This is a genomic window from Sphingomonas sp. MMS24-J13, from assembly GCF_044905095.1.
Taxonomy (GTDB): Bacteria; Pseudomonadota; Alphaproteobacteria; order Sphingomonadales; family Sphingomonadaceae; genus Sphingomonas_I.
Window position 1 is genome coordinate 4,008,779 of the sequence record NZ_CP173258.1, and the last position, 19,803, is coordinate 4,028,581.

20 protein-coding genes and 1 tRNA gene are annotated in these 19,803 nt (G+C 66.1%); 17 read left to right on the forward strand and 4 right to left on the reverse strand.

Annotated elements, in window-relative coordinates; all coding sequences use genetic code 11:
- Positions 1-39: 39 nt before the first annotated feature.
- From AB4Z44_RS18430 to AB4Z44_RS18460, 7 genes are read left to right on the forward strand one after another with little or no spacing between them, the layout of a single operon-like run.
- Positions 40-765 carry a cytochrome b/b6 domain-containing protein gene (locus AB4Z44_RS18430; RefSeq protein ID WP_404711126.1) on the forward strand — a complete coding sequence of 242 codons (726 nt, stop codon included), beginning with the start codon at positions 40-42 and terminating at the stop codon, positions 763-765.
- Entirely contained in the window at positions 758-1,459 is a 702-nt protein-coding gene (locus AB4Z44_RS18435; RefSeq protein ID WP_404714274.1) for a VIT family protein, read from the forward strand. Before AB4Z44_RS18430 ends, AB4Z44_RS18435 begins: the two co-directional genes overlap by 8 nt.
- A gap of 52 nt (positions 1,460-1,511) precedes the next feature.
- Entirely contained in the window at positions 1,512-2,738 is a 1,227-nt protein-coding gene (locus AB4Z44_RS18440) for a 2Fe-2S iron-sulfur cluster-binding protein (protein ID WP_404711127.1), read from the forward strand.
- Entirely contained in the window at positions 2,735-3,322 is a 588-nt protein-coding gene (locus AB4Z44_RS18445) for a hypothetical protein (RefSeq protein ID WP_404711128.1), read from the forward strand. Before AB4Z44_RS18440 ends, AB4Z44_RS18445 begins: the two co-directional genes overlap by 4 nt.
- The gene (locus AB4Z44_RS18450) at positions 3,319-4,044 is read left to right on the forward strand and encodes a hypothetical protein (RefSeq protein ID WP_404711129.1); all 726 of its coding nucleotides are present in this window, start codon (positions 3,319-3,321) and stop codon (positions 4,042-4,044) included. Before AB4Z44_RS18445 ends, AB4Z44_RS18450 begins: the two co-directional genes overlap by 4 nt.
- Complete coding sequence (locus tag AB4Z44_RS18455; protein WP_404711130.1) at positions 4,037-6,601, forward strand: cation-translocating P-type ATPase; 2,565 nt, start codon at positions 4,037-4,039, stop codon at positions 6,599-6,601. The genes AB4Z44_RS18450 and AB4Z44_RS18455 overlap by 8 nt, the downstream gene beginning before the upstream one ends.
- On the forward strand, positions 6,598-7,716 hold the full coding sequence (locus tag AB4Z44_RS18460) for an AI-2E family transporter (RefSeq protein ID WP_404711131.1): 1,119 nt from the start codon (positions 6,598-6,600) through the stop codon (positions 7,714-7,716). The genes AB4Z44_RS18455 and AB4Z44_RS18460 overlap by 4 nt, the downstream gene beginning before the upstream one ends.
- 368 nt (positions 7,717-8,084) lie before the next feature.
- On the opposite strand, the gene AB4Z44_RS18465 is transcribed toward AB4Z44_RS18460, so the two are convergent.
- On the reverse strand, positions 8,085-9,185 hold the full coding sequence (locus AB4Z44_RS18465; protein WP_404710544.1) for an IS5 family transposase: 1,101 nt from the start codon (positions 9,183-9,185) through the stop codon (positions 8,085-8,087).
- A gap of 201 nt (positions 9,186-9,386) precedes the next feature.
- Between AB4Z44_RS18465 and AB4Z44_RS18470 the strand changes: the two genes are divergently transcribed.
- Positions 9,387-9,761, forward strand: coding sequence for a hypothetical protein (locus tag AB4Z44_RS18470; RefSeq protein ID WP_404711132.1), 375 nt, complete (start codon positions 9,387-9,389; stop codon positions 9,759-9,761).
- 76 nt (positions 9,762-9,837) lie between these two features.
- On the opposite strand, the gene AB4Z44_RS18475 is transcribed toward AB4Z44_RS18470, so the two are convergent.
- The gene (locus AB4Z44_RS18475; RefSeq protein WP_404711133.1) at positions 9,838-10,221 is read right to left on the reverse strand and encodes a histidine kinase; all 384 of its coding nucleotides are present in this window, start codon (positions 10,219-10,221) and stop codon (positions 9,838-9,840) included.
- A gap of 729 nt (positions 10,222-10,950) precedes the next feature.
- Here AB4Z44_RS18475 and AB4Z44_RS18480 point away from each other — a divergent pair.
- The 7 genes from AB4Z44_RS18480 to AB4Z44_RS18510 all read left to right on the forward strand — a co-directional run bounded on the left by AB4Z44_RS18480 (position 10,951) and on the right by AB4Z44_RS18510 (position 17,010).
- The gene (locus AB4Z44_RS18480; RefSeq protein ID WP_404711134.1) at positions 10,951-11,838 is read left to right on the forward strand and encodes an ABC transporter substrate-binding protein; all 888 of its coding nucleotides are present in this window, start codon (positions 10,951-10,953) and stop codon (positions 11,836-11,838) included.
- Positions 11,838-12,821 (forward strand): FecCD family ABC transporter permease, encoded by a 984-nt coding sequence (locus tag AB4Z44_RS18485; RefSeq protein ID WP_404714275.1) that lies wholly within the window; start codon positions 11,838-11,840, stop codon positions 12,819-12,821. Before AB4Z44_RS18480 ends, AB4Z44_RS18485 begins: the two co-directional genes overlap by 1 nt.
- The gene (locus tag AB4Z44_RS18490) at positions 12,818-13,600 is read left to right on the forward strand and encodes an ABC transporter ATP-binding protein (protein ID WP_404711135.1); all 783 of its coding nucleotides are present in this window, start codon (positions 12,818-12,820) and stop codon (positions 13,598-13,600) included. Before AB4Z44_RS18485 ends, AB4Z44_RS18490 begins: the two co-directional genes overlap by 4 nt.
- 122 nt (positions 13,601-13,722) lie before the next feature.
- The gene (locus AB4Z44_RS18495; RefSeq protein ID WP_404711136.1) at positions 13,723-14,337 is read left to right on the forward strand and encodes a cytochrome c; all 615 of its coding nucleotides are present in this window, start codon (positions 13,723-13,725) and stop codon (positions 14,335-14,337) included.
- 64 nt (positions 14,338-14,401) lie between these two features.
- Positions 14,402-15,643 (forward strand): CaiB/BaiF CoA transferase family protein, encoded by a 1,242-nt coding sequence (locus AB4Z44_RS18500; RefSeq protein ID WP_404711137.1) that lies wholly within the window; start codon positions 14,402-14,404, stop codon positions 15,641-15,643.
- A gap of 352 nt (positions 15,644-15,995) precedes the next feature.
- On the forward strand, positions 15,996-16,304 hold the full coding sequence (locus AB4Z44_RS18505; RefSeq protein WP_404711138.1) for a hypothetical protein: 309 nt from the start codon (positions 15,996-15,998) through the stop codon (positions 16,302-16,304).
- 430 nt (positions 16,305-16,734) lie between these two features.
- Positions 16,735-17,010 carry a hypothetical protein gene (locus AB4Z44_RS18510; protein WP_404711139.1) on the forward strand — a complete coding sequence of 92 codons (276 nt, stop codon included), beginning with the start codon at positions 16,735-16,737 and terminating at the stop codon, positions 17,008-17,010.
- Between the two features lie 419 nt (positions 17,011-17,429).
- Here AB4Z44_RS18510 and AB4Z44_RS18515 read toward each other — a convergent pair.
- Positions 17,430-17,503 (reverse strand) — tRNA-Gln (locus AB4Z44_RS18515).
- Positions 17,504-17,648: 145 nt separating this feature from the next.
- Between AB4Z44_RS18515 and AB4Z44_RS18520 the strand changes: the two genes are divergently transcribed.
- Both AB4Z44_RS18520 and AB4Z44_RS18525 read left to right on the forward strand, forming a co-directional pair.
- Complete coding sequence (locus tag AB4Z44_RS18520) at positions 17,649-18,707, forward strand: Ppx/GppA phosphatase family protein (RefSeq protein WP_404711140.1); 1,059 nt, start codon at positions 17,649-17,651, stop codon at positions 18,705-18,707.
- Positions 18,704-19,381, forward strand: a complete 678-nt coding sequence (locus AB4Z44_RS18525) for an RlmE family RNA methyltransferase (RefSeq protein WP_404711141.1) — start codon at positions 18,704-18,706, stop codon at positions 19,379-19,381. Before AB4Z44_RS18520 ends, AB4Z44_RS18525 begins: the two co-directional genes overlap by 4 nt.
- A 1-nt stretch (position 19,382) precedes the next feature.
- Here AB4Z44_RS18525 and AB4Z44_RS18530 read toward each other — a convergent pair whose 3' ends face one another.
- Entirely contained in the window at positions 19,383-19,799 is a 417-nt protein-coding gene (locus AB4Z44_RS18530; RefSeq protein ID WP_404711142.1) for a secondary thiamine-phosphate synthase enzyme YjbQ, read from the reverse strand.
- Positions 19,800-19,803 lie beyond the last annotated feature (4 nt).

The window sequence follows — 19,803 nt, forward strand, 5'->3', positions numbered from 1 at the left end:
AGAAGTCGAGCCCAGGATCACCGCACCACGGAGGTGATCATGTCTGACATACCGACTGCCAATTCGCAGCAATCAGCAACGATCCGCGTTTGGGATCTGCCCGTGCGGCTGTTCCATTGGCTGCTCGTCGCCACGATCCTGGTGGCGTTCCTGTCATCGGAAGAAGACAGCGCGCTTGCGCCCTGGCATGTTCCCGCGGGCTGGGTCGCCGCCGTGCTCATCGCATTCCGCCTCGTCTGGGGTCTTGTGGGCGGCGAGCACGCCCGCTTCGCCAATTTCCTGAAGCCCGGGCAGATCGCGCACCATCTTCGCGGCCTGTTCGCCGGCAAGCCCGAGCGGTCGATCGGGCATAACGCGCTTGGCGGCCTGGCGATCGTCGCCTTGCTCGGTACGGTCGGCGGCATCGTCTACAGCGGCGCGACGATGCGGGGCGAAGGCGGCGAAGGCCTCCACGAAGCGCTGGCGAATGTCCTGCTCGGCTTGGTCGCGCTGCACGTCGTCGCGGTCGTCGCCATGTCGCTTATCACGCGCGACAACCTGATTCACGCATTCATCACCGGCCGCAAGCGTGCGGCCCTGCATCCGGGCGTGCCCGACGCCCGGCCGCCCGCCACGCTCGCTGTTCCGCTCGCCGCGGTCGCCATCGGTGCTTCTACTTATGGAGCACTGACGCTCGACCCTCTAGCCTTCACCCCCGGTGCGCATGCCGAGGCGGGCGAACGGGGCGACGGCGCGGCTGCGAAGGGCGAACATGACGATGACTAGGCTTCACCTCAATCCCGAACGCCATCTCGTCTCCCGCATCGGCTGGCTTCGCGCGGCGGTGCTCGGCGCGAACGACGGCATCGTCTCGACCGCGAGCCTGATCATCGGCGTCGCGGCGGCGGCCGCGAAACCGGCAGACATATTGGTGGCGGGCGTTGCTGGCCTCGTCGCAGGTGCGATGTCGATGGCAGCGGGCGAATATGTTTCGGTCAGCTCGCAATCGGATACCGAACAGGCCGATCTCGCGCGCGAGCGGGGCGAACTAGCGGGCAACGTCGGTGCCGAGGTGCATGAACTGGCCGGCATCTATGTCCGGCGCGGCGTCGATCCGGCGACCGCCGACACCGTCGCGCGCCAGTTGATGGCCAGGGACGCGCTCGCTGCCCATGCCCATGACGAGCTCGGCATTTCGGAGATGACGACGGCGCGGCCGATCCAGGCCGCACTGACCTCGGCCGCGACCTTCACCGCCGGCGCCGCGCTGCCGCTGGGAATTGTGATCGTCGCGCCCGGCAGCTGGCTGGCCATGATCGAAGCCGTCGCATCGCTGCTGTTCCTTGCACTGCTCGGTGGGATCGGCGCGCGCGCCGGCGGGGCCCCTGTGTGGATCGCGACCTTGCGGGTCACATTCTGGGGTGCGCTGGCCATGGCGCTCACCGCCGGCATCGGGCGGGTCGTCGGGACGGCGGTGTGATGACGAACGGCTTCCGTCATGCGGGCGCGAAGCCTTTGCGGCGATTGCGCGAGTGACCGCACTTGCTCTTCTCGGCTATATTTCCACGATCCTGCTGGTTCAGGTGGCGCTTGCCATTGCCGTGACGCTTCATCGCAGGGCTTCGGCAGCGCAAACGGCTGCCGCAAACGCAGACATCCGCCCGACCGGGAGCGAATTGGCATGGGCGGGCCTTCGCGCGTTTCGCGTAAGCCGCCGCGACTATGAAGACGATGCGCTCGGCCAGTGCTCCTTCTATCTCGAGCCGGTCGACGGCGCACCGCTGCCGCCGTACAAGGCCGGACAGTTCCTGACGGTGCAGCTTGACCTACCCAATTCCCGGGGCAACCTCCGGACGGTCACGCGCTGCTACTCGCTGTCCGATTGCCATGCTCCGGACAGCTATCGCGTCACGATCAAGCGTATCCCGCCGCCCTCCGACCGGCCAGATCTGCCGCCGGGCCTTGTCTCCGGCTATTTCCACGATCACGTCTTTCCCGGTTCGATCGTGCAGCTGCGCGCGCCCGCGGGTACCTTCGTTCTGAACGATGTGCCGGACGTCCCCGCCGTCCTGATCGCCGGCGGCATCGGCATCACGCCGCTCTTCGCCATGGCGCGTGAGGCGCTTGCAAGGCAGCCCGATCGTGCGGTCCATCTGTTCTACGGCGTGCGCGACAACCGCGAGCTGGTGTTCAAGACGGCAATCGACGCGCTGCTTGAGCAGCATCCGCATTTTCGGGTTACGATTGTTCAGAGCTGCCCATTGCCGAGCGAAGCCGGAGGGCCGGACTGTCAGTCGACGGGCTACATTGAGATTCCCCTGCTTCAGAGGATCCTGCCGCAAGGGCGCCACCATTTCTATGTCTGCGGGCCACCGCCGATGATGGCGAGCCTGGTTCCCGTCTTGCGTGCCTGGGTCGGCGCTGGCGAAACGGTGCGATTCGAGGCGTTCGGTCCCGCATCGCTGGTGTCGAGCGGGGCCGATTCCACCGAGCTGCTCGACCGACCGCTGGAGGTGCGTTTTTCCCGGTCGGGGCGGACGCTGAGCTGGACCGGCGAGGAGACCAACCTGCTCGACTTCGCCGAGCGCCACGGCATCGCGGTCGAGTCCGGCTGCCGCTCGGGCAGCTGCGGGACGTGCGAAACCACGATCGGCACCGGCGAGGTCCGCTATCGGCAACGGCCGTCCTTCGAGATCGCTGCCGGCCGCTGCTTGCTCTGCGTCGGCGCGCCGGCCGGCGATCTGGTGCTCGACGCATGAGCGGGTGGCGCACCAGCCTGATGCGCCGGGAGGTCATCCCCTTCTACGTCTCGCTCGCTTTGCTCGGCGGCGCCGCGCTGGCGCTCGATGCGCTGCTGCACCTGTCAGGTATGGTCTGGATCGGACGCTACCTCGGCATTCCCGGCGTGCTGTTGATCCTCGCATCGTCGGGCTATTCGCTGCGTAAGCACAAGCTGATCAATTCGGGCAGGCCGGCCACGCTGCTGCTCTGGCACGAGCGCCTCGCCTGGGCCGGGTCGCTGCTGATCCTCGTCCACGCCGGCATCCATTTCAACGCGATCCTCGCCTGGCTCGCGGTCTGGGCGATGCTGATCAACGTCGCCAGCGGCCTGACCGGCAAGTTCCTGCTCGGGCGGGCGCGCAAGCGGCTCGAGGCGACCCGCGCCGGGCTGCGGGCGCAGGGGCTGTCGTCCGCAGAGGTTGAAGAACGGACGCATTGGGACAGCCTGACCTTCGATGCGGTCAAGCAGTGGCGGGTCATCCACCTGCCGATCACGCTCGCGTTCGCGGTTCTGGCACTCGCCCATATCGTCGCGATCTTCCTGTTCTGGAGCTGGCAATGATGCGCCGCTGGGGACTGATGCTGATCGCCGTCAATCTGTGCGGCCTGATTGCCCTCGCCTTTGTCTGGCCGCATCTGATGGTTGCTCCCGGCCCGCTGATCCCGGCGCATGCCGGAATCACCCGCGACTGCTTTGCCTGCCATGTGCCGTTCAAGGGCGTATCGGCTGATCGCTGCACCGCCTGCCACAAGGTCGCGGACATCGGCGTCCGGACCACCAGAGGGGTGCCGATCGGGGCGGGCGGGCGTGGTGTACCTTTTCACCAGTCACTCGCGCAGCCTGACTGTTTGGCCTGCCACAGCGACCATAACAGGCCGCAATTGGTGAAGAGCGCGCGGGCAAGCTTCGCGCATGACCTGCTGCGGCCCGAGCTGCGCGACCGGTGTGCGTCATGTCATCGCGCACCGCCGACCGCGGTGCACGCCCAGGCGGGAAGCAACTGCGCGCAGTGCCACACCCAAAGGGGCTGGAAGCCCGCGAGCTTCGACCATGCCCGCTTCTTCGCGCTGACCGGACCGCACGACACCAGTTGCACCAATTGTCATGTCGGCGGCAATTTTGCGCGTTACACCTGCTACAGTTGCCACGAACATCAGCCCGACCAGATTCGCGCCAGGCATGCGGAGGAAGGTATCGGCAACATCGACAATTGCGCACGCTGCCATCGCAGCGCCTCGGGCGAAGGCCGCGAACGTGAAGGGAGCAGGCGGGACGATGACTGATGGCGGCCGATCAAGCGGCCTGACTGCCGATGCGGCGCAGGCGCGACTGAAAGCGGACGGCCCCAACGAGCTGCCGCGTGCCGGCCAACGCTCCATTCTGCGCATTGCGGCCGAGGTCATGCGCGAGCCGATGCTGGCGTTGCTGGTGGCCGGCGGCATCGCCTATCTGCTGCTCGGGGACCTAGCTGAAGCGCTGATCCTGCTGGCCTTCGCCACGTTCTCGGTTGCGGTCACCGTGATCCAGGAAACGCGCACCGAGCATGTGCTGGAGGCGCTGCGCGACCTTTCGGCGCCGCGCGCGCTCGTAATTCGCGACGGGATACGTGTCCGCATCGCCGGGCGCGAGGTGGTGCGCGATGACCTGATCGTGCTCGAACAGGGCGACCGCATCGCCGCCGACGGCATTCTGATCGAGGCGGCCGATCTCCAGGCCGACGAGTCGTTGTTGACGGGAGAATCGTTGCCGGTCGGAAAGGTCGTGGCGATCCGGGATGTGACGGACGACATGCGCCGCCCCGGTGGCGAGGGTCAGCCCTTTGTCTATTCGGGCTCGCTGGTCACGCGCGGCGCCGGCATCGCCCGCGTGCTCGCCACCGGACCGCGCAGCGAAATAGGCAGGATCGGCCAGTCGCTCGCGACCCTCGATACCGAGGCGCCGCGCCTCCGCCGTGAAACGACGCGGATCGTCACCTGGTGCGGGATCGGCGGGGGTGCGGTCGCGCTGCTGGTCGTATTGCTGTTCGGGCTGCTGCGCGGCGGGTGGATCGAGGCGGTACTGGCCGGCATTGCGATCGGCATGTCGATGCTGCCCGAGGAGTTTCCGGTCGTCCTGACCGTGTTCCTCGCGATGGGCGCGTGGCGGATCGGCAAAGTCGGCGTGCTTACCCGCCGCGCGGCGGCGATCGAGACGCTCGGATCGGCGACGGTGCTGTGCACCGACAAGACCGGCACGTTGACCGAGAATCGCATGTCGGTCGCCGAACTCTGGCTGCCATCGGGCGATACCCATACCCTCGGGACGAGCCCGACTGTCCCTGAGGCTTATCACCGGCTGATCGAGACGGCAGCGCTCGCCAGCGCGGCCGAGCCGACCGATCCCATGGAAATCGCGCTCCATGGTGCCCATGGCGCGGTGATGGGAACCGACCTGTCGACCGGCGCGCTGGCGCATGCCTATGCGCTGCGTCCCGATCTGCTGGCGATGTCGAACATTTGGGACGACGGCGACGTGCTGACTCTTTCCGCCAAGGGCGCACCCGAGGCGATCGCCAGCCTGTGCCGTCTGGCCCCGCACGATCATGCTGCGATGGCCGCTGCGGTCGAGGCCATGGCAGTCCGCGGCATTCGGGTCCTCGGCGTCGCGACCGCGACCCCGCGCGATCGGAACTGGGCCGCGACGCAGCAGGCGTATGAGTATACGTTGACCGGGCTCGTCGGTCTGGCCGACCCGATCCGCGCCAGCGTGCCGGGCGCGGTCGCGGAATGTCGCAGCGCCGGCATTCGCGTCGTCATGATCACCGGCGACTATGCCGCCACTGCACGATCGATCGCGACCCAGGCGGGGATCGCCGATGGCGACGTGCTGACCGGCGCCGACCTCATCGCGCTCGACGATGCCCAGCTTGGCGAGCGCCTGAAGACCGCCACCGTCTTTGCCCGCATCATGCCCGAGCAGAAGCTGCGCATCGTCCAAGCGTTCAAGGCAGATGGCGAAATCGTCGCGATGACCGGCGACGGCGTCAACGACGCACCGTCGCTCAAGGCCGCGCATATCGGCGTGGCCATGGGCAAGCGCGGCACCGATGTCGCGCGCGAGGCCTCGGCCATCGTCCTGCTCGAGGATGATTTCGGATCGATCGTGCAGTCGGTTCGGCTCGGACGGCGAATCTACGACAATATCCGCAAGGCGATGGCCTTCATCTTCGCGGTCCATGTGCCGATCGCCGGGCTTGCGCTGTTGCCCTTGTTCTTCGGGCTGCCGATCCTGTTCGGACCAATTCATATCGCGCTGCTGGAAATGGTGATCGATCCGGTCTGCGCCCTGGTGTTCGAAGCCGAGCGCGAAGAAGACGACATCATGAAGCGCCGCCCCCGCGATCCCGCCGAAGCCCTGTTCTCGCTGCGGATGATCGTCTGGAGCGTGTTTCAGGGAGGTCTCGCCTTCGCGATGCTGGCGACCGTCTTCCTCGTCGAGAGCGGGGCGGGGATGCCGGAAGTCGAGCTGCGCGCGCTGACCTTCTTCGCGCTGATCGCCGAGATCGTCGCGCTGATCCTGGTCAACCGGTCGTTCAGCGCCTCGATTGGCGAAGCGCTTATCCGGCACAATGCCGCGCTGCGCTATGTCGGCGCTGCCATCACGACCGTGACCGCCTTGATCCTGTTCCTGCCGCAGGCGCAGGCCATGCTGAAATTCGGGTCGATCGCCTGGAGCGACATGGCGCTGGCGATCGGCCTCGGCGTCGTCCTTCTGGTACTGCTCGAAGGCTGCAAGCCCTTGGTCCGAAGGTTGACCGCTTTCGCCCCGCGCCAGGGACGCGGCCGGGTCTCGGTGGCATGAGCGAGCGCGCTCCGTCCGGCATGTCGTTAGGGCGCACTTTCCTTCTCGCACTGGTCGCCGTCGCCACGCTCGCCTTCCTCTGGCTTGTGGCGCCGTTTTCTGGCGCGATCCTCTGGGCGGTGATCGCAGCCGTGCTCTTCGAACCGGTCAACAGGCGCCTGCTTGCCGCGATGCCGCGGCGTCCGGGTGGAGCAGCGCTGGCCACCCTGCTCATCATTGTCGTGGTGGTGGTGGTGCCGGCAATCCTGCTGGGCGCGGCACTGCTGCGTGAGGCTGCCGACTTGTACGCCCGCGTGCAAAGCGGCCAGATCAATCTCGGACGGCTGTTCGTCCAGACGCAGGGGCATTTGCCAGCCTGGGCCAGAAGCTGGCTCGCCGACATCGGCCTTGACGACGTCGGCGACCTGCGCACCAAACTCGGCCAGGGTTTTGCGAGCAGCTTTCGCGCGGTTGCCGTTCAGGTACTCAGCATCGGTCAGGGAGCGTTCGGCTTCTTCCTCGCCCTCGGCGTAATGCTATACCTGACCTTCTTCCTGCTGCGTGATGGGCACGGACTGGCGGCGCGGGTCGAGCGCGCTATTCCGCTGAGGCGTGATCAGCGCGCGGTGCTCGTCGCGAAATTCGTCGCGGTCATTCGCGCGACGATCAAGGGCAGCCTGATCGTCGCCATTCTGCAAGGCACCGTCGGTGGCCTGACCTTCTGGTTGCTCGGGCTCTCCGGTGCCCTGCTTTGGGGCGTGGCGATGGGTGTGTTTTCCCTGTTCCCGGCGATCGGCACCGGCTTCATTTGGGTGCCCGTAACGCTCTACCTGCTGACTACCGGCGCGATCTGGCAGGGCGTGGCCCTTTTCCTGTGCGGATTCGTCATCATCAGCAGCGTCGACAATATCGTGCGCCCTATCCTGGTCGGGCACGATGCCCGAATGCCCGATTATGTCGTCCTGGTCGCCACGCTTGGGGGATTCGAACTGATGGGGTTCAACGGGTTCGTGATCGGGCCGGCCATTGCCGCGCTGTTCATGGCGGCGTGGGAGATCGTCGGCGACGCCGAACCCCATGCCCCCGCGATCGAGTCCGACGATCGCGCCTCTCCCGCGATGAGGAACGGCGAATGAACAGCAAGACAGCTCCTGGCAGTATATCACCGGTCGTGACCATGCCGGATGAAGTCGAACTCAAGCTGCTGAGTCCGCGGGACGCTGATGTCCTGGAATCTGCCGGCCTGATCGCGGGCACGCTGAGGTAGGCACGTCAACGGTCGATCTACTTCGACATGCGATCACCGGCTGATGCAGGCAGGTCTTTCGCTGCGCATCCGCCGCTCCGGGCGCAAGCGGGTCTAGCAGGCTGCGGAAAAACGCGCGTAACCGGCCGTTTTGTCCATTGGATTGAGGGCTTGGACGGGCCTCGGCGCGGGGTTACGGGCGTCCATTTTGGCCATTTTGCTCGGACTGCGCCGATTTGAGGCGGAGTCCGAGCATGGTCAGGCAGCCGCGATCAGCTTGGGTATCCGGATGAGGTTGTAGGCGGCGGTGGTCAAGATGAAGGCCCATCCGACGCGATCGGTGCCCCTGTGGCGGGTCTTGCGCAGTCCGCCGGTGGTCTTGGTCCAGCCGAACACCTCTTCGATGCGCTTTCGGACGCGCAGGCTGATGGCATAGCCGGGATGGCGGGTTGTGCGGCCGTCGATGGCGCTCCTGCGCCGTCGGTCGCCGGCGGGCGTGATCTGCTCGTTGCGGGCGATGTGCGGTGAGACTTTGCGGGCGCGCAGTTCGCGAACGAACTCGCGCGCATCATAGGCCTTGTCGGCGCCCAAGGTTATACGGCCGCTGGCTCCCAGCGCATCGACCAGCGCCAGCGCGGCCTCGCGTTCCGCGGTGCCCGTCGCCTGCGTGAGGGTGGCACCGACTACCAGGCCATTGCGGTTCTCCATCAACACATGCCCCATGAACGCCATGCGTGACGACTGGCCGTTGGCCTTGCGGTAGAGCTTCGCCTCGGGATCGGTGGTCGAGGTATGGGTCTGGTTCGATCGCTTCTCGCCGCGAAAGTCGCGCTCGGCATTGCGTCCCGGCCCCGGCGGTCCATCGCCATCATCCTTGCGACGGAAGCTCTTCATCGACGCCCAGGCGTCGATCAGCGTGCCATCCACCGAGAAGTGATCATCCGAAAGCAAGTCGCGGCTTCGGGCCTGCGCCACCACCGCAGCCAGGAACCGGGTCGCGACATCGCCTTCCAGGAGCCGGTCGCGGTTCTTGGTGAACACCGTGGCGTCCCAGACTGTCGCATCCATCGACAGGCCGACGAACCAGCGGAACAGCAGGTTGTAGTCCAACTGCTCCATCAGCTGACGCTCGGAACGGATCGAATAAAAGACCTGCAGTAGAAGCGCGCGAAGCAGCTTCTCGGGCGCGATCGAGGGGCGACCCGTCTTCGCGTACATCCCCTCGAAATCGCCCGACAGAACCTCAAGCACTTCGTCGACCATAGCGCGGATCGGACGAAGCGGATGACCCAGGGGAACCCGCGCCTCGCAACTCACATAGGAAAACAGGCTATCCGTCCGAACGTCCTCGCCGCGCATGCCGCACCCCAAAACTCACCGCGACACTTGAATCACGACCGACGCATCCCGGAAAGAGTTTTTCCGCAGCCTGCTAGACGATCAAGGCCGGCGGCGCGCCGGCGGCCGGCCTGTTCGCACGGCCGGAATGGGAGCACGACCCGCCCGTCATCGACGACACCACGCCGATCCCGGCGCTCCTCGGCGATCTGGGTTCCGGGCTTGCGCCTGTCTTTACCGTCAACGTCGAACGCCGGGCTGGGACACGAAAGCAGCGCGGTCATCGAACTGGTTCTCGACCGCGGCGAGGTGGTGGCCGGTGATCGTCGATCGTCGTTCTGCGAGGCGGAGCTGGCGCTGAAGAGCAGTGATTCCGCCGCCCTGTTCGATCGCAAGCAAGAGCGCCGCCGCCACAGGCATTTCATCGCGGCACTCGAGAGCTTGCAGGACGAATTAGGAATGCTCAACGACATGGTGACGGCGCCCGCTGTCCTGACCGGGCTCGGCATCGGCGATGCATCGGATGCTGTGGCTGTGCTTTTCCCGCGTAGCAAAGGACGCTCCTGGACGCGGCCGGGGACGCCCGTGAGACGCTGATCGCCACCGCGCGGTTCTGGCGTTGAGCGGATCGGGTTCCCCTGCAAGCTGAAGCGCAGCGCGCTGCGCCGCTCGTCTACCAGCCGCGATGCGCTTCGCTGTCAATCCACTGACCGATGCGATCATAGCGATACGCTATGTCTCCGATTGCCCGGCGGTCGCCCTCGCGGCACTCGTGGCGCTGCCGGTCCTCCAGGCGATCGATCGCCGTGTGGATGCGATTGGCATCATCGTCCTCGATCTCGTCCTCGGCGACTTCGTGGCGAAGCCGGTCCTCGAGCATATGCGCGCGCTGACCCGAACAGATGAGCCGCGCCAACCCGTCATCGTCGTCATAGCCACGATCGTAGCGGGGATACCCGCCACCCGATCCGGCATAGACGCCCCAACTCTGGGCATTGGCCGAACCGCTTACGATGAGCGACGCACCCAGTACCGCGACACTCCAAATCTTGCGCATAATCACTCCTGACCAATCCAGGTTTCCCTGCGCTCGCCAATTACGAAAGATCTCTTGGCGCGATGCTGAATGCGCCGTCGTGATCGGTTCATCTGCGACCAACTGGCGTGGTGCTGCGCCGAACAACGGCACGCCTGCGCGGCGGATTGAAATCGAACGTGGACCGGTGAGATTGGTCCGGAATTGATGACGAAGATCTCGATCATCGTGGAGAAGCATTGGTCGGCTTTGTCGCGCCGGTGACACGAAAGTGAGGCTGGAATATTACGATCTCGGGGCTCGGTGGGCTGATTGAACAGGATCGCCTGGTGCGAGCGCCTTCGGTTGCTGGTCTTGAATGCTCAGCGTATGTTCCATAGAGAGACGCTAGCCAAAAGCTGGGCGCAAACGTTGAATTTCTGGTGAAAAGATCGACGTGGGGCATCCCGTGGTGTTCTTTGCAAAGTGCAGCTCAAGTTCGCGGTAAATCAATCATTTACAGCTTGAGTTTGAATCCCTCCGTCTCCGCCATCTGCCTGTTTACGGTGGTCCGCACAGGACCACCGGCATCGCTTTTCCCGATACCCGATGCTTGCCCACGTGGGCACTCGACCCGTGAGACGGCAGCGCCGATGGTCGCTGGGTGACAGCTCTCCGCCAACCAGTCGAAACGCTAAGGCGAGTGACACACCCTCCGCCGGCGATTAGTCGGGACGGAGCCCCGACGCGCGGCATTCTCATGAGGCGAATTTGAGTCAGGACGCCCGGCACAAGATAGGACCGGCCCGACCGCGCCGTGCGCTGGCGCTTGTTGCTCTCCTGCCGTTCGTGTGCGTCGCTCCCGTGCGCGCGGCCGATCCGCCGCAGCGGATCATGTCGATGATGCAGTGTAACGATCTGCTGCTGCTGGCGCTGGTGCCGAAGCAGAGGATCGCTTCGGTCACGTACCTCGCGCACGAAGCCGTTGCCGCGATCATGACGGGTGCCGATCGGGGGGTCGCGATCAACCATGGCACGGCCGAGGAGATCGTGCGGCAGCGGCCGGACCTGATCCTTGCCGGTACCTATTCCACCCCGGCCGCGCGGCGGCTGGCGAAGAAGATCGGTGCGCGGCTGGTCGAAATTCCGGCGGTCAACAGTTTCCAGGACATCAGGCAGGTCACGCGGCAAATCGGCGCCCTGGTCGGCGAGCCCGCCAAAGCCGAGGCGATGATCGCGCGGATGGATGCGATCCTGGCCGATCTCGCCGCGCACAAGCCGAAGCGTATCGTTACCGTGGCGGCGTGGAGCGGATCGGGCAGCGTGCCGGGCAAGGGGACGCTGATCGACGAGATGATCCGGGTTGCGGGCGGCACCAACGTCGCCGCCAGGTTTCAGGACGCGAATTACAGCAGCTTCGGGATCGAGGAATTGATCGCGGCGCGGCCCGACGCGATCATCGAAAGCCGCAACGAATGGACGGCGCCGTCGCTGCGGAGCAAAGTCGGCGGTCATCCCCTCGTACGCCGCCTCTACGCCCGGCGGACCATCACTTATCCTGCGCCGGTGGTGTCGTGCGGGCTGCCACAGACGGCCGAGTCGGTGCGCGCGCTGCACCGGGCCTTCGCCGCCTTGCCGCAGGGCGGCGTGGGCTGGTGATGCCACGGTGGGCGATGATCGTCGGTATCGCGCTGCTGCTGGCAGTCGCGATGTTCGCGTCGCTGGCGACGGGCCGGGTATGGCTGTCGCCGTCCGCGCTGATCGACGGCATCTTCGCCCCCAAGCCCAATCTGGCGTGGCTGATCCTGACCGAGCTCCGCCTGCCGCGTGCGATCCTCGCGTTGATGGTCGGGGCGACGCTCGGCCTTGCCGGCGCGGCGCTGCAGGGGCTGCTACGCAATCCGCTGGCAGAGCCGGGGCTGCTCGGGGTTTCGAGCGGCGCTTCGCTCGGCGCGGTGATCGCGATCTATTTCGGCCTGTCGGGCAGCTTCGCGCTGGCGACGCCGTTGCTCGGCATCGTCGGCGCAGTGCTGGCCGGCGCGCTGACCTTCACCTTCGGGCGCGGCGGCACGCTGACCCTGATCCTCGCGGGTGCGGCGGTGAGCGGGCTGACCGGCGCGGGGCTCAATCTCGCGCTCAATTTCGCGCCGAGCCCCTATGCTGCCTATGAGATCACGACCTGGCTGCTCGGATCGCTCGCCGATCGCGATTGGGGTCAACTGGGGCTCGCCGCGCCGTTCATCATCATCGGCTGGATCGCGCTCGCGCTGACGGGCCGCGCGATCGACGCGCTAACCTTGGGCGAGGCGCAGGCCGAAAGCCTCGGCATCGATCTCGGTCGGACCCGTGCGTTGGCGTTGGCGGGCACCGCTCTCGCGGTGGGTGCGGCGACGTCGGTGACCGGCGCGATCGGTTTCATCGGCCTCGTGGCACCGCATCTGGTGCGGCCGTTCGTCGGCCACCAGCCGAGCCGGCTGCTCCTGCCCTCGGCCTTGCTCGGCGCGGTGCTGCTGATGGCGGCAGATATCGCGACCCGCATCATTCCCACCGCCAACGAGCTTAAACTGGGCGTGCTCACGTCGATGGTCGGCACCCCGTTGTTCTTCTGGCTGGTGGTGCGGCTGAAGCGGATGTCGCCGTGACGCGCCTGGTAGCGGGCGGACTGTCAGTGGTGCGCGGCGGCCGAAGAATCCTCGCCGACGTGTCGCTGGCGCTGGAGGGGGGCTCCTTCGTGGCGTTGCTCGGCGCGAACGGAGCCGGCAAATCGACCTTGCTGGCGGTTCTCGCCGGGTTGCTTACACCGAACGGCGGCGGTGTGATGCTCGATGATCGCCCCCTCGCGTCGATCCCGCGACGCGACCTGGCCAAGCGGCGGGCGTTCCTGCCGCAGGATGCGCGGGCGGAATGGCCGATTTCGGTCGAGCGACTGGTGGCGCTCGGGTTGACCCCGCAACTGCCCGCCTTCGGAGGGCTGCCTGCCGCCTTCGATGCGCAGATCAACGCGGCGCTGGAGGCATGCGATATGCTCGGGCGACGGGGTCAGGCGGTGACGACATTGTCCGGCGGTGAACTGGGCCGCGCGATGCTGGCGCGGGCGCTCGTCGGCGATCCCGATATCCTGATCGCCGACGAGCCATTGGCAGGTCTCGATCCACGTCACGCTCTGGAGGGCGTCGTTCGGCTGCGGGCGCTGGCGGATGCCGGCAAATTGGTGATCGCGTCGATCCACGATCTCACGCTGGCGGCGCGCCATGCCAGCCATGTCGCCGTTCTGCTGGATGGCGCGTTGATCGCCTTTGGCCCGACCGCGACCACACTTACGTCCGCGCTCGTCCGCGACGCCTTCGATGTCGATGCTTGCCTGACGGGATCGGGCCGCGATGCGCTGGTGGATTTCGTCGCGGCAGTCGCGCGCGTTTGACGCGCGTTGCATCGCGGTTTGGAACCGTAACCCAACGGTTTCATAGGCCACCGCCGCATTGCGGTCATTCCGCGCGGCGCCTACCCGGCTCACCACGGTATATCGGTCGAGGAATGTTTTGGATGGTAAAGGTGAGCACCGCGATCATAGTCGTGGCGACAGCGCTGGCGCTTTATGGCTGCTCGAAGAAGGCGGAAGAGCCGGCGCCATCGATCAACGCGACCATGCGGCAGATCATGGAGCCCGATGCCGAGAAGATCTGGGGCATCACCAGCAAGGCCTATAACGAGGTCGGTGACGGGCTGGTGCCTGAAAAGATCAGCGATGCCGACTGGAAGGAGATCGCCGATGCCAGCCGCCGCATGAAGGAACGCGCCGATTTCCTCGCCACGGCGCAGAAGATCGTCGTCGCATATCCCAACGAGCCGATCCTGGGTTCGCAGGCGGTCGGCACGAAGAGCAAGGATGGCGCGGCGTGGGATGCGGTCGGGCCCGATACGGTGCAGGGCCGGGTCAATGCGAAGCTGGACGATTTCCATCAGAAGGCGCGCAAGCTCTACGAGGATGCCGATGCGATGAATTGTGCATCGCAGACCAAGGATGTCGCCTTGCTCTACAAGATCGCCAGCGGCCTCGATGAGACGTGCGACTCGTGCCACGAGCCCTTCTGGGGGACCGATGAGCCGCCACCAATTCCGGCGACTGAAAAGGTGAAGGGCGCCGAGCGGCTGCAGTAGGCCGGTCGTCTTGCGTGCTCCCGATGGCTAGGCACCCGGGGCGCTTCGCCATAAGAGCGTCCTGATGATCGACAAATCGGAAAGGGCTGCGCCGAAAGGACCCTTGAGCGGCGTCTTCGTGCTCGATCTGAGCCGGGTTCTGGCGGGGCCGACCGCGACGCAGATCCTTGCCGATCTCGGTGCCGACGTGGTCAAGGTCGAGCGGCGCGGCGAGGGGGACGATACGCGGCGTTGGGGGCCTCCGTTCGTGCGTTCCGTCGACGGCGGGGAGGGCGAGGCAAGCTATTATCTCGGTGCCAACCGCAACAAGCGCTCGATCGCGATCGATATCGCGCATCCGCGCGGCGCGGCTCTGATCCGCGACCTGGCGGCCAGTGCGGATGTCTTCACCGAGAATTTCAAGACCGGCGGGCTCGCGCGCTACGGGCTCGATTATCCGTCGCTCGCGGCGATCAACCCGCGTCTGGTCTATTGCTCGATCACCGGCTTTGGCCAGACCGGCCCGCTGGCATCGCAGCCCGGCTATGATTTCGTGATGCAGGCGATGGGCGGCCTGATGTCGATCACCGGCAATGCCGGCGAGGTGCCGATGAAGACCGGGGTTGCGGTCGCCGATCTGATGACCGGCGTGTACGCCTCGAGTGCGATCCTCGCCGCGTTGATCGAGGCGCGGGCGAGCGGGCTGGGACAGCATGTCGACATGGCCTTGTTCGATGTGCAGGTGAGCATGCTCGCCAACCAGGCGTCGAGCTTCCTCGCGACCGATCGTGTGCCGGCGCGCACCGGCAATGCGCATCCCAGCCTTGCGCCCTACGAACTGCTGCCCACCGCCAGCGAGGATATCGTTATTGCGGTCGGAAACGATCAGCAGTTTCGCAATCTGGTCGAGGTGCTGGGCATTCCGGCCCTGGCGGACGATCCGCGCTTCGTCCGCAATGCCGGCCGCGTGGTCAACCGCCCGGCACTGGTCGCGGCGCTGACGGCAGCGCTCGCCGGACAGGAGGCCGAGATCTGGATTCCCCGGCTCACCGCGCGCGGGGTGCCATGCGGGCCGGTCAACCGGATCGACGAGGTGTTCGCACATCCGCAGGCGCAAGCGCGCGGGCTCATCGTCGAGCAGGATCGCGCCGATCTGGCGGATCCGGTGCGCACCGTAGCCTCGCCGATCCGCCTGTCGCGCACTCCCGTCGACTACCGGCTGCCGCCGCCGGGCTTGGGCGAACATACGGCATTCGTGCTTAGGGACCGTCTGGGGCTCGACGACGATGCGCTGGCTGATCTCGTTGCAATTGGCGTGATCGGCTGATCGGGCGCCCGAGAAGGGTCCGGCCGCGGACCATGTTTCCCCGCTGGCCGAGACCGCCCTGTGGGAGTTGAATCCAGATCGGCCATGCGGGGCCGAGCACGAACCGCGGTCTGCCTTGTAACGGCAATTGCCGGGCTATGTGGATGGCCCTGGCGGTGGCAAAGCCGCTTAAACACAGCACGTGGCCACCGGACAAAAAGCAAACCGATGCGCATCCGTGGCTTCCCCATGTGCCTGTATAACGATTCGGACGGGCGATCGACTTCGCGCAAGTTCGCGCGGGGAGCGCCGCTTCATCGGGAAGACATGTGCGTCGTGCCAGACCGACGGCCGACTGTCAGGAGAAGGGCGAATGCTGGTACGTGTGCTGCAGGGAAATAGCTGGGCGGCGGCCGAACCGATCGGCGATTTCGAGTTCGAGCAGCTTCCGACGACCGGGCACAAGATCGCCATAGCCGGGCCCGATGGCTGGTCGAGCGGGCAGGTCCGCGACATCGCCCATCGCATCGGCGATCCGGATGAAGCCGCCGACGTCGCCTTGCTTGTCGGACCGATGCTGTTCGGCGACGATCGATCGGATATGCTGCCTTTCGGCCAACTCGATCAGCTTTCGCGCCCGACCGCAACCGCCAGTGTGCCCAAGGCTAGCCCGTGGCGCTGACAGCCGCGGCCAATTTTGCTCGTGAGATCGTGTTGTTGCCAGGGGTGACGGCGGGCGCTTCCTCGGCCTTGACCAAAGCCTCGAAACCGACCGTCCTGCCGCGGTTCGCCCGGATTGCGTCCTTTCAAGTGCAGAAGCTTCACAAGCTGACGATGTGGGTTTCGTAGAGCAGCGCTCCACGCTGCGCCCTCAGGACTCTGGAGATACCCGGCAAATGCGCAGCAATGCCTGTCCCCATGCGGCGCTGTCTCCCGCGTCGGACGATAGCAAACCATTGGTAAGGCACGCCCCGGTCCGCGTGTCATTGCTTGCGCACGTCCGAAGTCACCTCGCGCCGACCGGGGGTGAGGCGCCCAGGCGACTGAATCCGGAACATTTGAGCCGTCCGCCGCCGCCGCGCGTTGGGTCTTCTGCCAGCCAGGAGATTATCATGAGTACGGCCGAGGAAAATATTTCGACCGAGCATCAGCCCAAAGGGGCGGCCCTCAACCCGAGCGATACGCTCGATCGCGAAAATGAGGACGTCGCGCCAGGACAGCGGCAGTGGAATGCCGATAGCCGGCAGGACCCGGACGTGGCGCGGAATGCCTCCGCGCTCCCGGCTGGCATGGCGGACGACGGCACCACGCCTCAGGAAAATTCCACGCGCGACGAGGAGCCAGCGGAAGATGGCTTCGCCGATGATGGAGCCAGATCGGACGGCTGACGGGCAAGGGCGGCGATCCGGCAAGTCGGACGCCGCTCGCGGCATCGATGCGACGCTACGCCGTGACTTTTGCCGCCAGATTCACCGCTGTCCTTGCGACCGTGTCCTCTGCCGCCGCGGCCATGGCTTCCCAAGCCTCGGCCGAGCGCTCGTGCATTGCGCGACGATTCGCAAGATTGGTTTCGAGGGCCGCTTTGCGCTGGGCTGCGGCATAGTTTCGGTAGGTGTCGCTAGGGGTCAAACTCGCTTCCTTGTTGCTTACACCGATCGGCGAGACTCGCCGATTTAGCTCCGTGAGGTTCGCCATCGTTTGCCGCGATTTGCACCCGATCGGATCGTGATGAGCGACGAAGTGTGGGAATGCGGCTTCTGATCTTGCCAGAACATTGCTTGTTCGCACCTGCTTGAGGTGAGCCGGCTGGATGCCCCGTGAGGATTCGAACCTCAATTAACGGAGTCAGAGTCCGTGGTCTTACCATTAGACGACAGGGCAACGCCGGAGGCGCGCCAGATAGGCAAGCCTCGGCGGCCTGTCAACGCGGTGGTGCACCCCTTGCCGCATCCGGCGGGAATCTCTAGCGTCGGGATCAAGTACCGGCGGCATCGGTCGTTTCCGGATAAGATAAGAGTGTAAGGACATGGCAGAGCGCGCGCAGAGGGCGGCGCCTGCGTCCGGCGGCATCCGCCGCGGCGTGGCGCCGTTGCCCCGCAGGCCCAAGGGGCAGACGCAACGTGGCACTTATGCCGCGCTGGACCTCGGCACCAACAATTGCCGTTTGCTGATCGCCCGTGCGCAGGGCGACGGCTTCGTCGTGATCGACGCCTTCTCGCGTATCGTTCGGCTCGGCGAGGGGCTGGCCGCGAGCGGATATCTGTCCGACGCGGCGATGGATCGCGCAGTCGCCGCACTCGCCATCTGCGCCGACAAGCTTCGCCGCCGCAATGTCACCCTCGTGCGGTCGGTCGCGACCGAGGCGTGCCGGCGCGCTACCAACGGGCGCGATTTCGTGGCGCGGGTGCAGGCCGAGACCGGCATCCGGCTGGAAATCATCACCGCCGAACAGGAGGCGAGGCTTGCGGTGAGCGGCTGCCAGGCTTTGCTCGAGCCCGGCACCGGAGCGGCGCTGGTGTTCGATATCGGTGGGGGATCGACCGAATTGGTGCTGCTCGACGAGCAGAAGGGCGCGGCGCCAAGCATCGACGACTGGTTCTCGGCCCCGTGGGGCGTGGTGTCGCTCTCCGAAAGCGAGCCGCATATCGGCGCGAGCGAGGAGGAGCTTCGCGTCGCTTATGGCAGGATGCGCCAGCGTGTCGCCGATGCCTTTGCCCCTTTTGCCGAGACGTTGCGTCGGCGTGGCGCGCGGCCCGGGCGGCTGCTCGGTACCAGCGGGACCGTGACGACGCTTGCCAGCCTCCATCTCGACCTGCCGAATTATGATCGGCGCGCGGTCGACGGGCTGATCGTGCCATCGACGGCGATGCGCGATCTCAGCCAGCGGCTGGCGGGCATGTCGGTGGCGGCACGTGCCGAATTGGCCTGCATCGGCACCGAACGCGCCGATCTGGTCGTTGCGGGCTGCGCGATCCTTGAGGTCATCCTCGATCTCTGGCCGGCCGAGCGGCTGAGCGTCGCCGATCGCGGTATCCGCGAGGGCATATTGCGCACGTTGATGGCGCACGAACTGGTGCGGCGATGAGCCGGGGCGGAACCGGCGGGCGCCAGCGCGTCAAGACCGCGCGCAATCGCACCGCGGCATCGACCCGCTGGCTCGAACGCCAGCTCAACGATCCTTATGTGCGCCGCGCCAAGGCCGAGGGGTATCGGAGCCGTGCGGCCTACAAATTGATCGAGCTCGACGAGCGCTTCCACCTGCTGCGCGGGGTCAAACGCGTGATCGATCTCGGCATCGCGCCGGGCGGCTGGAGCCAGGTGGTTCGTCGTCAGAACGCCCATACGCGCATCGTCGGCATCGATCTGCTGCCGACCGATCCGATCGAGGATGTGACCATCCTCGAAATGGATTTCATGGACGACAAGGCGCCCGCCCTCCTTGCCGAGGAACTGGGCGGCAAGGCCGATCTGGTGATGTCCGACATGGCAGCCAACACCGTCGGCCACCAGCAGACCGATCATCTGCGCACGATGGGGTTGGTCGAGGCTGCGGCGATGTTCGCGGGCGAGGTGCTGGCGCCAGGCGGAGCGTTCGTTGCCAAGGTGCTGGCCGGCGGCGCCGATCATGCTCTGGTCGCAGAGCTCAAGCGCATGTTCACGACGGTCAAACATGCCAAGCCGCCGGCGAGCCGCAAGGATTCGTCCGAATGGTATGTGATCGCGCAGGGGTTCAAGGGCGCCCCCGCCGACGTGGACTGAGCTATTCGCCGATCAGGTGGATCAGCACCGTGCGCCGGTGCGGCTGGCGGCGATGCTCGAACAGATAGATGCCCTGCCACGTGCCGAGCCCCATCTGGTTGCCGACGACGGGCACCGACAGCGAAGCCTGCGTCAGCGCGGCCTTGAGGTGGGCGGGCATGTCGTCCGGCCCCTCGTCGTCATGCGCGTAGTCGCGGCTCTCCGGTGCCAGCCGCGCGAAGAAATCGACCAGATCGTCCTTCACCTCGGGCGCGGCATTCTCCTGGATCAGCAGCGAGGCAGAGGTGTGGCTGCAGAACAAGGTAAGCAGGCCGGTCTCGATGCCCTGGCCGTCCACCCAGCGAGCGACATCACGGGTAATCTCATAGAGCCGCGGGCCTTTGGTCGCGACCTCGAGGCTGCCACTCGCCTGACGCATCGCC

Bases quoted from the DNA above. Each gene is read 5' to 3' on its own strand.
- AB4Z44_RS18430 (WP_404711126.1), top strand. From the start codon at position 40: ATGTCTGACATACCGACTGCCAATTCGCAGCAATCAGCAACGATCCGC.
- AB4Z44_RS18435 (WP_404714274.1), top strand. From the start codon at position 758: ATGACTAGGCTTCACCTCAATCCCGAACGCCATCTCGTCTCCCGCATC.
- AB4Z44_RS18445 (WP_404711128.1), top strand. From the start codon at position 2,735: ATGAGCGGGTGGCGCACCAGCCTGATGCGCCGGGAGGTCATCCCCTTC.
- AB4Z44_RS18450 (WP_404711129.1), top strand. From the start codon at position 3,319: ATGATGCGCCGCTGGGGACTGATGCTGATCGCCGTCAATCTGTGCGGC.
- AB4Z44_RS18455 (WP_404711130.1), top strand. From the start codon at position 4,037: ATGACTGATGGCGGCCGATCAAGCGGCCTGACTGCCGATGCGGCGCAG.
- AB4Z44_RS18460 (WP_404711131.1), top strand. From the start codon at position 6,598: ATGAGCGAGCGCGCTCCGTCCGGCATGTCGTTAGGGCGCACTTTCCTT.
- AB4Z44_RS18465 (WP_404710544.1), bottom strand. From the start codon at position 9,185: ATGCGCGGCGAGGACGTTCGGACGGATAGCCTGTTTTCCTATGTGAGT.
- AB4Z44_RS18475 (WP_404711133.1), bottom strand. From the start codon at position 10,221: ATGCGCAAGATTTGGAGTGTCGCGGTACTGGGTGCGTCGCTCATCGTA.
- AB4Z44_RS18485 (WP_404714275.1), top strand. From the start codon at position 11,838: ATGCCACGGTGGGCGATGATCGTCGGTATCGCGCTGCTGCTGGCAGTC.
- AB4Z44_RS18495 (WP_404711136.1), top strand. From the start codon at position 13,723: ATGGTAAAGGTGAGCACCGCGATCATAGTCGTGGCGACAGCGCTGGCG.
- AB4Z44_RS18500 (WP_404711137.1), top strand. From the start codon at position 14,402: ATGATCGACAAATCGGAAAGGGCTGCGCCGAAAGGACCCTTGAGCGGC.
- AB4Z44_RS18505 (WP_404711138.1), top strand. From the start codon at position 15,996: ATGCTGGTACGTGTGCTGCAGGGAAATAGCTGGGCGGCGGCCGAACCG.
- AB4Z44_RS18510 (WP_404711139.1), top strand. From the start codon at position 16,735: ATGAGTACGGCCGAGGAAAATATTTCGACCGAGCATCAGCCCAAAGGG.
- AB4Z44_RS18520 (WP_404711140.1), top strand. From the start codon at position 17,649: ATGGCAGAGCGCGCGCAGAGGGCGGCGCCTGCGTCCGGCGGCATCCGC.
- AB4Z44_RS18525 (WP_404711141.1), top strand. From the start codon at position 18,704: ATGAGCCGGGGCGGAACCGGCGGGCGCCAGCGCGTCAAGACCGCGCGC.
- AB4Z44_RS18530 (WP_404711142.1), bottom strand. From the start codon at position 19,799: ATGCGTCAGGCGAGTGGCAGCCTCGAGGTCGCGACCAAAGGCCCGCGG.